Below are 17,410 nucleotides of genomic sequence, written 5' to 3' on the forward strand. Positions count from 1 at the left end.
GGGAAAACCATAATTAACATTTAGTAAGCATTGTAAAATAACAGCTCCTAAACCACTTTAGAAGAAACTTTTTATTACAATATCCAAAGTAATTATATGGAGCTGTCTAAAATTTTGGTGATGCTTTTGAAATTAGATATTGTTTAAAAGTACTTAAGAAAGTAAGCGATTGAAAGTGTTTGCAGTCGTATTTATTTAAAATAGAGTAGTGAAAAGTTTGTTTTTAAAGCATAAAAAAACCTTCTTAAAAGTCAAGAAGGTTTCATGTATTTTGTACTTGTTTGTTCTTAGTCTTCTAAGAAATCTTTTAGTATGTTCTTTAAAACTATCGTGTCATTTTCTGTATTTCGGATCAATTTTCCGTTTTCGTTACATTCAAATTGAGCATAATTGATTTTCATATAACGAAACTTTTTATTGAGAACTGCTTCTTTTTTAAGTTCGTCATAGTATTTTATTTGTGTAATACGTGCTTGTTCTTTTTCATCTAAGTCTTCAAAATTTTTCTCTTTTTGAAAAAACTCAATCACAAGCTTTAGATCTTTGTAATAGGCATCTAAAGGTAGTTTTGTACGTCCTTTTCCTCTTTTATGAAGATTTCCAACTAAAGTGTCAAATGTATGTTTTCTTGATGCTTTTTGGTCTAATAATTCATCACACATATCTAATAAGTAATTTTCATCACTATTTTTGATAGCTAGCTTGCGTTGTTCCTTTTTACTGATTTCAGGAATTTCTTCTTTTGGTGTATAAGTTTTGCCTTCTCTTACTAAATACCAATACGTGTTTTCTGCTCTTCTTTCGGCATGTACTGACGGGATTTTATCAAGCTGCGATTGCTTGTCTAACTTTCGAAGTACTTTACGTAATGGAAATCCTTTTTTTACATCTTTTACAAATACACCTGCTTCTACTAATGCAGGCATAATTGTTTTTACGGGAATCCAATCAATAGTCGTATTTGCTTCAAAATACTGAGCTATTGCTTCATTAACTTTTACTATATTTTCATCAGTCATATCGGTGTACAGATTACTTTTATACTATTAAAATAAAAAAAGCTCCACATTTCTGTGAAGTCTTTACTGAGTAACTAAAATTGGATTCGATCTACTACATTTTAAGAGTAAGTTTTCGCTTTTTCAATCCAATTTATATTTGTTAAATGCTTAACCATTTGATAGTTTGCGCGGGCAAAGATATTAAACCAAAAAGTAAAAACCTCTATATTCCTATCGATTAATTTAGTTTCTATAAAATAAACGCACTATTGTAAATAATTAAATCTAATAAAACTTCTTTTTGTTTAAGATTTATTAGATAATCTCTTTTTTAGTAGGCTTAAAAATTCAGGAGTTACTCCTAAATATGATGCTAAGTTTTTTTGAGAAACTCTTTTTTCTATCGCTGGATTATTTTTTTTAAAATTTAAATACTTCTCCTCCGCTGAGAATGAAATATTTTGATTAATTCTTCTTATATGACTTGCTAATGAATTTTGATATAAGGTTCTAAAAAAACGCTCAAATTTTAGTACTTTTTTATATAATATTTCTTTTTGCTGTTTAGAAATGGTAATGATTTCACTATCCTCTATAGTTTCTATAAAGAATGTTGCAGGTTTATCAGATATGTAACTATATAAATCTCCTGTCCACCAGCCTTCTATAGCAAATAACGAAATATGCTCAACTCCTTTATTATCTATAGTATAACACTTTACACAACCACTATTGATAAATATTTCATAATCAGCTATTTTATTTGGCATTAGAATAAGTTCTTTCTTTTTGTAAGTTTTAAATTCTAAAATAGAACAAAAAAAATCAATTTCTGAACGATTTAATTTTACATGTCGATTTATATTTTTTAATATGAAATCGTATTTAGAGTAATTTTGTCTGTTCAAATTCTATAAAGGGTTTTTATATAAATTTAAAAATATGAATCTAGTTTTTCTAAAACCTGATGGGCTATCATTAATCTATTAAAATCATTGTATGTGGTCCTCGGGTAACAGGAATACTATTTCGTGTTTGCATGATCATTTTTTCCTCTGAATTTAAAGGATCTGATATAATTTTAAAAAAGTCTATTGCGCCTCCTTCTATATTATTATCATAATGATCAAATGTTGTTACAGCTATATTTCGCCCTGTTGTATCAAACACAAGAGATTCTGGTAAAATACCTTCAAATGGAATTGTATGTATTACACGCATAGCGCCTGTTTTGGGGTTTCTCTTTATTAGTGATAAAGAACTAAACCAACCTTGTCTCGAATCATTATATGGCAACCAACTTCTTTCCATGTTTGCAGATATGACAAAATCTCCTTCGGGAGAAACCGCAAAGCCTTCTGGGCTAACTCCAACCATTACTTGTGAAGAAAGCTCATGTCTTATATTTTCTTCTCCTTCTACAGCTAAACTTATATTTCCTATGGTTCCTTTTGGAGCTGAATTCCATGTTCCCTGAACATCTTTCCCCCAAAATGTATTATTTACTAAAAAATGTTTTCCTTCTTTAGTAAATCTCCCAATCATTGGAAATTTACCCACTGAAACTGTATTTCCCCATTTTGTGATTACTTTTTTTTCAAGATCTATCTTAAAAAAGGAAACTTCTGCTTTCGCATTATTTATTAATGATATTGTTTTTCCGTCTGGATGCCATGATGCATATATTAGTTTATCTGTAAGCTTCCATTTTGGTATTTCTGGAAAATAAGTTTCTACAATTTTGCCTTTTTCTACTTTATAAACTCCGAGGTGTTTTTTGTTTTCTGGTGAAGTGTAATAACTTATGAGAAGCCAATTTCCATCAGGACTTATATCAATAGATACTGGTCTTTTTTCAATTTTTTGCTTTCCTACGAGTTTAGGAGCTTTCTTATTTTTTATATTGTATACGGTTAATATTTGTCCTAAATCCAAGTCGCTAAACATATGTTCTTTGTTATTTGTTTTTGGTCTTGGAGTAAATGTTTCAATTATATATGCATACGTTCCTGATTTATCAACTGCTAAAACCGCAGGTGGTCCGCCTACAGAGTTACTTGCAGGTACTTCTATTGCGCTAGCTTTATTCAGGCTTACTTTTAAGTCTATTATAGACATCATATCTGTTCCCTCTCTAGCGCCAAGTTTACCATTTGTATATGCGGATGCTACCATATCTGCATCTGATACACTAATTAAATATTTACCTTTAAAAAGATTAATTCCCGTAGTATTAGAAACTGTTTGTGCTGTTATCAATTGTAAAGGAATCATTATAAAAAAGAATAGTTTACTAATTTTAATGTTATTGTTTTTTTGCATCGTGTTTAATTTAATTAGGAAATAGTTATCTATAAAACTTCCTCTTCTCATTGATTATGAATTAAAATGTATTATTCAAAAACCTTTAAAATATTCTCTATTTTCAGTGTATTAATAAATATCACTATTTTACATATTAGACTGGTCGTCTATAAAGTTAAAAAAACATTTTTAGAATGATCACTTTTATATATTTTTTAACAGAAATAGGTTTGACTAAATTATATGCATTTAGACTTAAAGCAGCTAAGTATTATGCTCTCTGACTATTACTCTTTAATAATTCTTTTTGAAATCTTTTTACCGTTATCTGAAGTAATCATGATAATATATACTCCAGGTTCTAGTTCAGATATATTAATTTGCTTAGTGGTATTATACTTATTTTGAACCTCTTGTCCTAGTAACGTATATATAGCTACGTTTACTACTTTTTCCTGATTAGATAACGCTATGGTAATATTTCCTTTTGTAGGGTTTGGAGTCAGCACCATTGTTGGTATTTCCTCACCATCAATTTCTATTATACCAAGCGTATTATCTTTATATTCATGAGCTCCAATATCAATGGTTCCATTGAATCTATTATTATTTAAGTAATCTTTTGGCCAATAATCAGAAGGATTTCCTGGATAATAAATATCATTGGTATAACGATCTAAATATTGCTGATAAACATCTAGCATTCCACTAGTATAGTTTTGCGTACCAGAATCTATTGCTGGTGAATTTTCATTAATATTATATTCATTATTAGCTACATTTTCATATAAAGGATCACCTGATATGTTATTTGAAGCCCAATTTTGAGTATTAAGATTAGTCAACGTTTGATATACATTATTCCCTATTGACACTTCTCCTGTATACGCATCAAATAAATTATTTTCTATAAAGACTGATATTCCGTTAGAAGCATCAAGTGTAATTGATTTAGACGTTCCGTCGATATTAGCTGATATATTGGAAAATATGTTATTATAAATGTGAAGTTTTGCTTGATTGTTGTGACGATTTGTTTTTGCCCAAATTCCATGGCAATTATTATCAAACACATTGTTTACAAAATAGTGTTCGCCCCATTGACTAAATAAGGTAACACCTGAGCATAATCTCCAATTGTCATTGCTTTCGTTATTCCTATTATCGTAAAATAAATTCCCTATGACAAATAATGGTCCTGTCATTGGATCATTTGCTGTATGCATCCAGCCGGATGAAGATTTGGTTCCGATATTATTTATCCACCAATTATAATCTCCTAAATCGTACGAATGTCCATAACATTGTCCATTACCACCTGCTAACGCGTACGTTTCTGTACAATAGTTTCCTGAAAATATAACATCAGTCGCTCGTTTTGTCCATCCTAAAGCCTGCCTTGCAAATTCTTGATAGTTTCCACCAACAAAAACGTGATGGTTTCCTCCAGAAGATGCTATTTGATCTCCTACTTGTACTAAATTTCCTGAAAGACTTTTAAATAATCCATCTACAGAATCTGTACTATCTCCTTTGATTGCATTGTTATCTATTATCCATACTCTATAAGTTTCATTTCCTCCTATATTTCCATTTACTTTATATGCATGATGATCATTATCTCTTGACAACCAATCAAAACCTCCTCCGCAATTTTTGAATACATTTCTATAGGCTACAACATCATGAAGTTCCGCATTTTCAGCAGTATTAGAATTTATGCCTACAATTGCGCCTCCACCAGCTACGTAATTGAGGTTTTCGAATCTTAGGTTCCTTAAAGTGATATGATGTGACGAAAAAGGTCTATCTCTAGTAAGTGAGAGAACGCCATTTTGTTGATTACCTCCTATCCATTGTAAATTATCAACAATAATGTGACTGCTATTAAACATCCCTAAAAATACTCCTGAAAATACTGGTTTATCGCTAGGGTCTCCATATAACCATATTGGTTGACTTGATGTACCTTGAAATTGAGGAGACCATGTACTATAGAAGTTACTAGGTGTATATACACCTCCTTTTAACCAAATAACAGTTCCCGGAGTAAAAGAATCGTTAATCCATCCTTGACTTGGAATTGTAGCTCTAGGTTTATCCGGATAGCCAAATCGTCCATACACACCTGTTAACTCTCCTTGCTCAATAACATCTGTTGCATTTGGGTTATCTGGATCTACATAGTAGTAATTTTGCTTTGGCGTACTTGGCCATTCTGTTGGTGTTTCCAATTCAATTTTAAATGGATCATAATCCCAATCTGTATATGGAATTCCTGTATATTCCCAAGCATTCTGGCTATACATTTGATTTAATCCAAAAATGACTAATATTAAGACTATAAATATCTTTTTCTTAGTGCTAGAGAGAGATTTAAAAAATATCATATAATAAAGATTAAGGTTGAAAAATTCACATAAGTTCTACTTAAAAACACTAAAGTCTATTTTACTGTTAATCAGTTTATCTAATGATTTTTTACCACTTCCATTAATGAATACAACAAATGAAATTCCAATTATTAGTAGTGCATATTCATATCCTTCTCCTTCTTGGTTTCCAAGCCAGTTCATAAAAAAGCCATGGTTAATATGAACTGTAAATATTATCCCTAAAAAAAGAAATATAAAAGCAATTGCCCATACTCTGCTAGCAAAACCTACTATTAAAGCTATTGAACCAAAAAATTCTATACAAATAGTAGAAAAAGCAACGATCCAAGGTAGTTCCATATGTGTTGTAAATACGTTCATTGTTTCGCTAAAACCTTGTCCTCCGAACATTCCTAACATTTTTTGTGCTCCATGAGGAAACAAAACAATACCAAGTGTTATTCGTGCAATAAAACCTGCCCAATCATCATTTGTATTAAACATTAAGTTCTTCATAATTATATTATTTATGTTATGTTAATTTCTGATTTGCAAAACTGATGTGTTTTAGTTTTAAAAAAAATAATGTAGATTAAGAAAGAGGAAACTATTTTAATTTTTCTGCCCACTCTTTCCAATTAGATAATTCACCATTTCTTGTTTGTCCACCCTGAGAGAAAAACTTATCAACTCTATTATCAAATTCCGAGGATTTAACGAGCTTAGAGAACCATTTGTTAGATGTTATAAATTCTTGTTCTCTACCACTTTCAAATAAGTTTACTGTTGCTTTGTTATGAGCTATAGCTTCTATTGGGTAACTAGCAATTCTATAAGCAAGATCGTCTACAAAAAAATCTATTTCATCATCCGGTATTGCTCTATTGATATAACCATATTTTTCAGCATCTATAGCTTTAAAGTCTTCACCTCCTAAACATATTTCCATTGCTCTTGACCTCCCTACTTTTCTAGCTAAATATTGAGCTGCTCCGCCTCCTGGTAGAATTCCCATTATAATCTCCATTTGAGAAAGTAATGCTGAATTTGCAGCTCCAAAACTCATATCCATTGCCATAGCAAATTCGGCTCCTCCTCCTCTGGCTCTACCTTGAATTTTTGCAATTGTAGCTTTGGGCATTTTTCTGAATTTTTCTAATAAAGCAGAATATAATGGCATTTCTTCTCCATCATAAGCTCCTTGATCTCTAAAATTTTGAAGCAATTTAAAATCTGCATGAGAGAGAAAATAATCTGGGTTAGCACTTTGAAAAACAATTACTTTTATAGATTTATTTACCTCAAGAATGTTTGCTAATTCAACAAGTTCGGTAACAGAAGTTAAATCTAAGATATTAGTTTCACCATAATCAAAAGTAATAAATGCTACTCCTTTATCTATTTTTATGGTAAAACTTTGGAAACTACGATTGACTAAAGTCTTATTATCAAATGAATAATTTTGTTCTGATTTCATTTCTATTAATTTTTATTTTTATGAAATCAAAATTCTGGCATTTCTGATTGAATAACATTGATTGAAATCAACGTTTTTTCAATCTACTCAATGTCTCAGGCCTCATTCTTAAATAGGATGCTAAATATTTATTAGGAATCTCTTGAAAGACCCAAGGACTTCTTTTCAATAATCTATTGTACCTTTCCAAAGGCGTTCGTATAGATATATCTAATTCTCTCTCTAATTGTTGAATTGCAAATTCTTCTAACATTTTAGTCCAAAGTATTTGATTTTCCTTTGAAGATTCAATAAATGTGTAAAAGTCTTTTTTCATTATTTTTAATAATGTACATTGTTTTAATGCCTGAATATTAAACAATGAAGGTTGATTATTTAAAAAAGAAGGAAAGGATGTCATCCATGAACCTTTATAGCCGAGTCTTAATGTAATTTCTTCAGATTCATTTCGCACAAAAATCCTAAGAGTTCCATTTTGGACTATATACATATTGTCTTCAATAAACCCTTCTTTTATTAAATAATCGTTACGTTTCAAAATAATATTTTCATTCCCCATCTCCTTTATATACTGAATCAATTTCTCCTTTAAAGTATTAGAAGCATTCATTTTTTCATTTGTCATTTTAATGGTTGATTTCTTGACTTATTTTTTAAAGTCATATTTATAATGAAAATATATTGTTTAAAAACTTATCTCATAAAAAGAAAATCTCGAAATTCGTATTATCTCTGATATTCTATATACGAAAAAAGGGGTAAAATAATACAAGTTTCGTGTAAACATGTGTTGGCAGTAATTATAAATTAAATTTTAAAATTGAAGTCATAAATACTTATTTTTCATAAATCAACATAGCAGACTCATGCATAAAAAAGAAACAATTATAAAACATCTAATCAATAAATACGGTTGATTCAAAAACTAAATCATATTCTAAAATAAGGTTTTTCCATGCTAATTCGTTACTTTTAATGACTAACACTTTTTCTAACCCTAAAAGACATCTGCTTTGAAGATTAAAAAATTCTGGAAAAAAATTTTATTAGCACTAATCTTAGTTCCAATTATATTGATTGGAGGGCTAATATTTTATATTCAGAGTAATCAATCTGAAATCATTAAAGATGAGATCGCAAAACTAAACAAAGAACACAAAGGACTTATTAGCGTTGGCGAAAGTGAATTATCCATTTTTGACAATTTCCCATATATCTCTATAAAAGTTTACGATGTACACATCTTTGAAACAAAAGAAGACAATGCTCCCATTATAATGGATGTAAAAGATATATACATAGGCTTTAACCTATGGGATATTGTAGAAGGAAATTATGATATTCAGTCTTTAATTATAGAAGAAGGTGTTTTTAATCTTGTTATTCATGAAAATAATACTACTAATATACAAAACTCTTTAGCTAGTACTGATGAAACAGAAACACCTGCTATTAATATTCATCTAAAAAAAATTAAATTTAAAAATTTAGATATTCATACTTTAGATGAAGCCACTAATACAGATGTAGAAAAGTTTATATATGCTGGCACAGGTGGTTTTAGCCGAAAAGACAGTATCATCGCTGGACATCTAGATACAGATTTTGAATTAAATGTGATCACAGAAGCTATTGTTCCTGATTTTATGAAAAAAAAGCATTTCGAAATTCATACAGATGTTGTCTTTAACGAACACACAGGAATTCTTGACATAAAACCTTCTGGTGTTAAAATGGAAAATGCCGATTTTGAGTTAAAAGGCTCCATAGATACAAAAAATGATGTAAACCTTGATCTTTATATAAAAGGAGCAAAGCCCAATTTCGATATGCTTATTGCTTTTGCTCCGTCAGATATGATTCCCTTCTTAGAGAAATATAACAACTCTGGTGATATCTATTTTAATGCGACTATCAAAGGAGCTTCAAACAAAGGAAATAGACCTGCTATTAATGCTGAATTTGGAGCTGGAGAAGCCTTTTTAGAAAATCCTGCCAAAGGTAAAAAAATTGATAATATGGGCTTCAAAGGACATTTTTCCAATGGAGCCAACAGAGATACCGACACCATGGAGTTTTCGCTCACCGATATGACAGCGTCTTTGGAGAAAGGAAAATTTAAAGGTTCACTATTTGTCAAGAACTTTAAATCTCCAGAAGTTGATATGCAAATAGACTCTAACTTCAATCTTAACTTTATTACAGATTTTTTTGAATTAGAGCAGGTACAAAATGCTTCTGGGCAAGTTTCGTTAAAAATGAGTTTTCATGATATTATTGATATTGACAAACCCGAAAAGGCATTACAAAAACTAAATCAAGCGTACTTTGCAGAATTAATTGTAAAAGATTTAAGTTTAGCTGCAAAAGAGCTTCCTGCTCCTTTGGACAGTTTGAATGTACATTTAGTAATGAATGGTAAAGAAGCCACCCTAAACCAGTTTGAACTAATGATGGGAAATTCAGATCTATCGGTAAGTGGCTTTCTTTCGGACTTACCTGCAATTGTACATCATACTGACATTCCAGTAGAAGTCCATTTAGATATTGCCTCTAATTATCTAGATATAGCCCAGTTAACTAATTTTTCAGAACAGGACACGATTCAAACTGGTTTTGATGAACAAATAAAAGATTTAAGCTTGGGATTATCTTTTAAAGCTTCTGCTAAAAACTTTACAGAATCTAAGTATTTACCGAAAGGTGAATTTTTTATCGATAGTTTATATGCAGACTTGAAACATTATCCGCATAAATTACATGATTTTCATGCCGATGTATTAATTGATAGTTTAGACTTACAATTAGTAGATTTTACAGGATTTATAGATGACAGTGATTTTCATCTTGATGGACTTATACATGATTATGCCTTTTGGATGCAACCTGAACTTAATGGAGATGTAAATTTAGATATCAATCTTACGGCTAAGAAGTTACGATTAGAAGATATTTTCTCGTATAAAGGAGAAAATTATGTTCCAGAAGAATATAGGCACGAAGAATTTGATGATTTGGCATTACATTTTACTTCTAGTATGCATTATAAAGATTCTGCTTTGCATTCCATCGATCTGGCGCTAGACAAATTAGATACAAAAATGAAATTGCATCCGCTTCGCTTTCATGATTTTAAAGGAAATATCCATTACGAAAATCAACATGTGGTAATAAAAGACTTTCATGGGGAAATAGGAACTACCAATTTTAATTTCGATTTAAATTATTATGTAGGAGAAGATCAACAAATAAAGAAAAGAGATAATTATCTCAATTTAAAAGCAAATTATATTGACTTTGATGCACTTTTTAATTTTGAGTTAAATTCACCAAAACCAGCAGCGATTGTTGACTCAAAAACTGCAGATGTAACAGCACACGCAGAAGCCTTTAATTTATATGAATTGCCATTTACTGATATGCAATTTAAGGTAGATATCGCTCATTTTATTTATCATAGAATAGACCTTCAAAAAATTAAAGCAGATTTAAGAACAACGCCTAACCATTACATTTATATAGATACATTACATATGGATGCTGCAGGAGGAAATATTCAATTAAGTGGCTATTTTAATGGCAGCGATCCAAAACACATTTATATGCAACCAGATTTGGTTATGACTAATGTTGATTTGGATAAATTACTGTTCAAATTCGAAAATTTTGGGCAAGATCATCTCGTTTCAGAAAATTTACAAGGAAAACTCACTTCTAGAATTAAAGGTAAAATTAGAGTATACCCAGACTTAGTTCCAGATTTGGATCAATCTACTATAGAAATGGACGTAAAAGTATTAAATGGAAGATTAAAAAATTATGATCCAATGCTAGCACTTTCAGATTATATGGGAAATAAAAACCTGCGAAACATTCGATTTGACACCTTACAAAACAGTTTGGATATAAAGAAAGGGAAGATTCATATTCCTTCTATGACAATTGAATCTACTTTGGGTCATATAGAATTGTCTGGCACACATGATAAAAATCAAAATATCGATTATTATTTACGTATTCCTTGGAAAACTGTAAGAAAAGCTGCTTGGCAAAAATTATTTGGACGCAAGAAAGATACTATTACTAATCAAGAACAAGAAGATGAAATTGTAGAAATAGATCCCAACAAAAGAATAAGATATCTCAATTTAAAAGTCAAAGGAAACATAAATGACTATAAGATTTCATTGGGTAAGAAAAAGAAGAGTAAATAACACTAGTATTTGTTTAACAAAAAAACCGCCAAGTTCATTTTGACGGTTTTAGGAATATTATTTATTAGCAGGATCCATTTCGTAATACTCAATACCTTTTTCAATCCAAGCTTGAAAAGTTTCTGCTATTTTTCCAAATGAATACTTATCAGGGTATTCTTCATAATATTCACAATCCAATCGATATACCGGTGGATTGTCACCTTCATCCAAATGAAAATACCAAAAAGCATTGGCATCTGTAGCAATTACCCAAAATGGTTTTTTAATTAAGTGATTAAGCTTGAAGTTTTTTAATAATTTTTGAGCTTCTTTTTGTTTTTCTTCTAGAAACTCAAACATATGTCCTGGGGCAATAGCAGCACTTTTTAAGCCACTAAAAATTAAAAACTCTCTATAGGCTAAAGGAAAAAGAATTTCATACTTACTTTCCATTTGAGTTATTTTGCTTTCTTCTACACCAGTATCATTCCATTTTTTACTGTCTTTCCATTTTTTCAGGTTGTACATATATTGTAATTCCATATTTATATCTGATTAAAAGTTCCATTGTTAATAACAACTTTCTTTACGTTATCTTCTATGTCAAAATAGAATGGTCTTTCCACAGTCATGTTCCCACCAAAACGTTCTTGAAATAAAAGTAGTTCTTTTAACAAAAAAAACCGCCAAGTTCATTTTGACGGTTTTAGGAATATTATTTATTAGCAGGATCCATTTCGTAATACTCAATACCCTTTTCAATCCAAGCTTGGAAACTTTCGGCAATTTTTCCAAATGAATACTTATCAGGGTATTCTTCATAATATTCACAATCCAATCGATATACAGGAGGATTGTCACCTTCATCTAAATGGAAATAATAAAATGTGTTCGCATCAGTAGCAATCACCCAAAAAGGTTTTTTAATTAAGTGACTAAGCTTGAATTCTTTTAGTAATTTTTGAGCTTGTTGTTGTCTTTCTTCTTCATAATCAAAATCAAAACTTTGGGGAATTGCTCTACAGAAATCTCCTGACACAAATAAGAACTCTTTATAGGCTTTAGGATAATTAATACTATACTTTGATTGAATTCCTGAAATTTTGTCTATTTCTAAACCTCGTCCTCTTTTATATTTTTCCTTCCATAATTGAAGGTTATTCATATACATAGTTTCCATAATTATATTTTCACCTTGTGCTAAAATAAATTTAACAAAATTTTCATCATATACTTAGCTCTTTTTTACAAAGATTACAAGTTGATATTATTGAAGTTTATTTATCATATTTAGGATCATAGTCATCAATAGCTTGTTCTACATATTCAGAAAAGCTATCAGCTATTTTTCCAAAAGCTTCTTTCGGATCGTCCTCATAATTTTCAACGTCCAAACCATACACTGGTGGATTATCTCCTTCATCAAAAAATATGAAGTTGATGTATAAAGAACCATATATTTCTCCAATAATCCAGAAGTCTTTTTTGATTACATGCTCTATATTATATTCTTTTAAGTTGGCTTTTGCTAATTCATAATATTCCTCTAAGTAAAACAATTCAATAGAAAGGCCAGAAACTGAGATAGGTCTAAATCCTTTACCTGCTAATAGGCTATATTCTTTATAAGCCTTTGGAAATTGAATATTTAATTTTTGTTCAAAATTTTCTATTTCAGTTATCGAAATACCAGAACTATCTTTTATGTCATTTTTAATTAGATATTCATCTAATTTTTGCATGAATGTTATTTCCATAGTTATTTGTTGTTTTGATTTATAAATTTAATGTAATCATTATTACCTGCGACAGGTATTCTTCTTTTAGATACGTCATCAAAAAAGACAGGTCTTTTTACATCAAAAGTAGCTTTAGGATAAATAATAGCTCTACTGATGATATCTCTTTTACAAATATTACAAGGGTCATAAGTGGTAAGATATTTAAAACGAATATCTAAATCTTTGATGTCTAATCCAAATTCAGTAGCTACTTGCGCAATATCTTCATCTTGTAATGAGGTGATTTTTATTTCTGAGTCATTATTTCTATTTTCTATTTTTGTTTTTGGGTCAGTATCTTTCATGAATTTTATATCAACTTTTTCAGTTGATTGGCCTATTCCTTTATTATCAGGAATGAGGTCTTTCTTGGAGGCACTTGCAATATAATCATCTCTATGAAATATTCTTTCACCATTATACCAGATTTCCATTTCACTTTTTGCGATATTTGTGCCTTTAGCTTTTCCTGTTTTAAATTTATCTAAATCCTTTACTTCTTCCAGCGAAAGTTCTGATTTCTTAATTCTTTTTGCTATTTCCCCATTATACCAATGGTTTTTTACTTTTCTGTAATTAAGACCAGCCCGTTTCTTTTGATAAAGCTTTCTGGCACTGTGTAGCTTAACTTCAATTTTCTGAAGATTTTTGTTGGTCTTCCTAAATTTATTTCTTTTACTATATTGTTTGTTTTTTGCTCTTGCTATCTCAGTATTTAAAATATTTTCATTATTATTTATTTTATTTAAATATTTTTCAGCATCATTTTTGTTTGTAAAACGCTTTAATTCTAGATTGTAGGATTTTACAATAATCAAATTTTCATTAAGTAATTCTCCTGTTTTTAAATCTAGATCAACCTCAATAGTAGTTTTTACTTCAATTTCTATTCCTTTTTTATTTAATGATTCTATTGATTTTTTATCAAAAAAAGGAACTTTTATTTTTTCAGTTACTTCATCAAGTTTGTTATTTATAAACTCTTTTGTTTTCGTGAAATTTTTAACAATTCTTCCCACTCCTTTAGCAAATCCAATAATTTCTAAAGCAATTTCAAATATCTTTGGAATGAATAGTCCAAATTCATAAGCATTCTTGTAAGCTTCACCACCAATTAAAAAAGCAAATAATTTACTGAGTTTTTTAGAAATGATTTCTCCTATTTTCTCCCAACTAAGTTCGGCTAAAAACTTATCAATGGCTTTGGTGATTGCCACTTGATTTTGATAATTGAGTAACCCTATCAAGCCACCAACACCATCTACTATACTAGCTATGAAATCAATAATACCGTTAATAAAACCAATAATATATGCATTGTATAGTTTTATAATATGATCAATGTTTTCCTGTATACTTTTAAATGCTCCAATAATTGTGTTTTTAAACCATATAATAATATCGTTTATCACATTAATTCCTCCATCTATGATAGCCTCTGCAAATTGTTGTTCTTTCTCGGAACCTTCATGTTTAGGTAAATTCAGTGTACCTAAATCGTTAACTAACATAGCATCCATTGTTACAGCAAATGCATTTGTCATATATGATTGACCAGAAAATAATGGATTGTATTTTGTATTGGCATAAGGAATATCTTTGTATTGTAATACAGCAATATTAGGATTCCAAGTTTCTTGCCCTAACTTAAATCCTCTGATGTAATCTGCTACAGCTCCAAATACTTGATCAGAAATATATCCAGTTGTGTTAGATAAATCTACAACACCTAACCGTATACACATTAAAAAAACTTGATGCATTAACTCTAATGCGTTGGGAGGTGTATAGTTTTTAACTGCAACATACTTTCGTAAGTGTTCTTCTAGTAAAGTTAAAATATCATTTCTGTCAAAATCATATTTTTGTTTATTAATATCCATCCATTCTGCTAAATCATGAATAATGTCCTTAGCAATACTTTTGTCTACTATTAACTTTTCTAAAATATTTTCACTAAGTGTTATCCCTAATGGTTCTAAATCATCAAATTTAATACCCGAAAGATCCAATCTAGAGACTTTAGTCCTCAGAATTTCCTTTTCGCTTTTTTTACGAACATACAAATATAAATGGTTATCCTTTTTCGGTCTTTTCCTTAAAACTTCAAATGCATCTTGATTATGTACAATATGAATCTCGAAATGCATTTTTAAATTTTTAGAAAGAAAATTAGTTGTTACTTTTTCTTCCAAATCTTGCTTTTCTGCAAAAAACGATTTTTTTCCCAATGGACTTATATAGCCCATTTTTTGTGTGAGTTTACTCATGGGCTATACAATTAAAAATCCATCTTGATTATTTCCATAGAAGCTAGTGGCATCATCAATTGCTTCAAAACTTACGATACAGTTTCCTATAACATTAAAATCTTTCCAATTGACTCCAGATAGTGTAATTCCTTTGATAGCTAATGCTCCAATAATGGCTTCATCTATTTCCGAAGCAATATCAACTTCATATCGAGTTTCATCTAACTTGTTGGGATTAGAAATATTTGTATTGAGCGTTTTAAAAACAACTACAATCGTATGATTATCTACCTCAATAGATTCATCATACGGATTGGGTACTTGCAATGCTTTGAGAGTAAACTGTCCGTTCTTCTGTAATATCTTTACAAGTATACTGTCTTTATTTAGTTCATAGGAAGCAATATTATTTACTGCAATGAGTGCTTCTACACTTTTGGTGTCATCTTTTTGCAAATAATCGGAAACCATATCAAAGCTTACACTTTTGTTTCTAAATGTAGAGTAATCGTCTATAACATCTATTTCCAACGGTATTCCTGCATTAATTGCATGGACTCTATCTTCTTTTGACAAGTTTTTATGTACTATAATTGTTGCTATTTTCATGTGTCTGTTTTTTTATTTAATAAAATGCGCTTATGACAACATTTTAAAAATTAGTATGTGTTTGTAGTTTCCGTAATTAGTATAGCTTCCGTATTTGTATTTCCAGTAATAGTGGTATTGAGTACCGCATTGGTTTTAAGCCCACCTGCTGTAAATTGTTTATATGAAACTCCTATAGGGTTTGCTGTGGAATATTTTGTTACTAAATCACTACCTGGTATTTTATGTAAAATGGTATTGTGTCCTTTTAGCTCTAAAATAGGCGTTGTAAAACTTGTATGGGTTTCAATAGCACATAAGCCTCCTTGTTCAATTTCTACTAGACAATCCTTGAGTACAATCTTTTTTTCCGGACTGTGAATTGATGCAATTCCTCCATGTAATATGAGATGCATTTTGGTAAATGTAATATCAGCGCCTATTCTTGCTATTTTAAGTAGTGCTTCTAAAGAATGTCCTGAAAAATTGAGTGTTCCCTGAAAGGTTCCAAATGATTTTGCATTGTGTTTGCATACAATATCTACCGTCCCGCCGCTAGAAGACATTTCCGTTAAGTTTCCTGCTGATGTAGGTAAACATTCCCCAAAGAGTATTTTTGCTCTTTTCCCCGGTAAGGATACTTTTAATAACATTAATTTTCCAGTGGAAGTCGCGGTGTCAAAATCTATAAGGTTATAGCCATTTCCTTGGCTATTAAGCACCATATTACCTTCGGCAGCAATATTACCGATAAACTCATTGAAGGAAGAAGGGCTATAGCTTCTAAACACATTTCCATATCCTTTTACCAAATTGTATTTAATTTTAATTTCTCTTGCGGTAATAAAGCGTTGTGAAAACCCTCCAAAACCATTTCTCCGAGTATCTATCACATCACAAAATCCATAAAAATTCATGTTTCCATGCGCAATAAAATTTTCTGAATGATTTTTTAGGGTAAGAAATTCTCCTTTTATAATGAAGTTGAACATATTCCCTATAGTTTCATTTAAATGCGCATTCAGATTATTTGAAAAATCAATCGTTACGCTATAATTTTCCGTATCTATAATAATATTTCGCTCAGGGATCAGTGTATTCCATTCATAAACACCTTCGTTTACAAATTTTAAAACCAAGTATGGGTGATTGATTGTAGCATTCTCTCTTGGATTTTGCTCATTGAATGTTGTAATAGCAGCATCGATGGTCTTAAATGGATTTGCTCTACTTTCTATTTTTGCAGAGGCATTGTCACCATTCACAACATCTATAAAAACAGTTCCAATAAATGTGCTAGAGCCATCTTTTTCTTTATGGACAAAGCTATCAATTAAGTCTGCAAACTGAGCTTCAGTTGGAAAATCTCCAGCCTCAAAATAGCTTTTTAGTATATCTATATTTTGTATCATCTTTTTTAAATTTATATGTGTTAA

Annotated in this window: 14 protein-coding genes; 1 reads left to right on the plus strand and 13 read right to left on the minus strand. The window is 30.2% G+C overall.

The genetic code is table 11. The annotated features are described in order from the left end of the window. Nucleotides 1-287 precede the first annotated feature (287 nt). The 7 genes from Q0828_RS22250 to Q0828_RS22280 all read right to left on the minus strand — a co-directional run bounded on the left by Q0828_RS22250 (nucleotide 288) and on the right by Q0828_RS22280 (nucleotide 7,782). Nucleotides 288-1,019: a hypothetical protein gene (locus Q0828_RS22250; protein ID WP_298426846.1), complete on the minus strand. Its 732-nt coding sequence runs from the start codon at nucleotides 1,017-1,019 to the stop codon at nucleotides 288-290. Between the two features lie 287 nt (nucleotides 1,020-1,306). Beyond that, the gene (locus Q0828_RS22255) at nucleotides 1,307-1,909 is read right to left on the minus strand and encodes a Crp/Fnr family transcriptional regulator (protein ID WP_298426848.1); all 603 of its coding nucleotides are present in this window, start codon (nucleotides 1,907-1,909) and stop codon (nucleotides 1,307-1,309) included. Nucleotides 1,910-1,979: 70 nt separating this feature from the next. Continuing rightward, the gene (locus tag Q0828_RS22260) at nucleotides 1,980-3,323 is read right to left on the minus strand and encodes a hypothetical protein (protein ID WP_298426851.1); all 1,344 of its coding nucleotides are present in this window, start codon (nucleotides 3,321-3,323) and stop codon (nucleotides 1,980-1,982) included. 269 nt (nucleotides 3,324-3,592) lie between these two features. Beyond that, nucleotides 3,593-5,614, minus strand: coding sequence for a T9SS type A sorting domain-containing protein (locus Q0828_RS22265; protein WP_298426854.1), 2,022 nt, complete (start codon nucleotides 5,612-5,614; stop codon nucleotides 3,593-3,595). A gap of 117 nt (nucleotides 5,615-5,731) precedes the next feature. Then, a complete protein-coding gene (locus tag Q0828_RS22270; protein ID WP_298426857.1) occupies nucleotides 5,732-6,196 on the minus strand; it encodes a DoxX family protein in 465 nt (154 codons plus the stop codon). Nucleotides 6,197-6,287: 91 nt separating this feature from the next. Continuing rightward, nucleotides 6,288-7,157 (minus strand): enoyl-CoA hydratase/isomerase family protein, encoded by an 870-nt coding sequence (locus Q0828_RS22275; protein WP_298426860.1) that lies wholly within the window; start codon nucleotides 7,155-7,157, stop codon nucleotides 6,288-6,290. A gap of 67 nt (nucleotides 7,158-7,224) precedes the next feature. Continuing rightward, a complete protein-coding gene (locus tag Q0828_RS22280; protein WP_298426863.1) occupies nucleotides 7,225-7,782 on the minus strand; it encodes a Crp/Fnr family transcriptional regulator in 558 nt (185 codons plus the stop codon). 388 nt (nucleotides 7,783-8,170) lie between these two features. Here Q0828_RS22280 and Q0828_RS22285 point away from each other — a divergent pair, with 388 nt between their 5' ends. Next, on the plus strand, nucleotides 8,171-11,371 hold the full coding sequence (locus Q0828_RS22285) for an AsmA-like C-terminal region-containing protein (RefSeq protein ID WP_298426866.1): 3,201 nt from the start codon (nucleotides 8,171-8,173) through the stop codon (nucleotides 11,369-11,371). A gap of 57 nt (nucleotides 11,372-11,428) precedes the next feature. Here the strand turns inward: Q0828_RS22285 and Q0828_RS22290 are convergent, their stop codons facing one another. The 6 genes from Q0828_RS22290 to Q0828_RS22315 all read right to left on the minus strand — a co-directional run bounded on the left by Q0828_RS22290 (nucleotide 11,429) and on the right by Q0828_RS22315 (nucleotide 17,386). Beyond that, entirely contained in the window at nucleotides 11,429-11,896 is a 468-nt protein-coding gene (locus Q0828_RS22290) for an SMI1/KNR4 family protein (protein WP_298426869.1), read from the minus strand. A 172-nt stretch (nucleotides 11,897-12,068) separates the two neighbouring features. Next, the gene (locus Q0828_RS22295) at nucleotides 12,069-12,518 is read right to left on the minus strand and encodes an SMI1/KNR4 family protein (protein ID WP_298426872.1); all 450 of its coding nucleotides are present in this window, start codon (nucleotides 12,516-12,518) and stop codon (nucleotides 12,069-12,071) included. Nucleotides 12,519-12,630: 112 nt separating this feature from the next. Next, nucleotides 12,631-13,110, minus strand: coding sequence for an SMI1/KNR4 family protein (locus Q0828_RS22300; RefSeq protein ID WP_298426875.1), 480 nt, complete (start codon nucleotides 13,108-13,110; stop codon nucleotides 12,631-12,633). 2 nt (nucleotides 13,111-13,112) lie between these two features. After that, nucleotides 13,113-15,404: a hypothetical protein gene (locus tag Q0828_RS22305; RefSeq protein ID WP_298426878.1), complete on the minus strand. Its 2,292-nt coding sequence runs from the start codon at nucleotides 15,402-15,404 to the stop codon at nucleotides 13,113-13,115. Nucleotides 15,405-15,407: 3 nt separating this feature from the next. After that, nucleotides 15,408-15,995: a hypothetical protein gene (locus Q0828_RS22310; protein ID WP_298426881.1), complete on the minus strand. Its 588-nt coding sequence runs from the start codon at nucleotides 15,993-15,995 to the stop codon at nucleotides 15,408-15,410. A 50-nt stretch (nucleotides 15,996-16,045) separates the two neighbouring features. Then, nucleotides 16,046-17,386 (minus strand): hypothetical protein, encoded by a 1,341-nt coding sequence (locus Q0828_RS22315; RefSeq protein ID WP_298426884.1) that lies wholly within the window; start codon nucleotides 17,384-17,386, stop codon nucleotides 16,046-16,048. Nucleotides 17,387-17,410: the final 24 nt, after the last annotated feature.

The sequence above is a fragment of the uncultured Kordia sp. genome (genome assembly GCF_947496985.1).
Classification (GTDB): Bacteria; Bacteroidota; Bacteroidia; order Flavobacteriales; family Flavobacteriaceae; genus Kordia.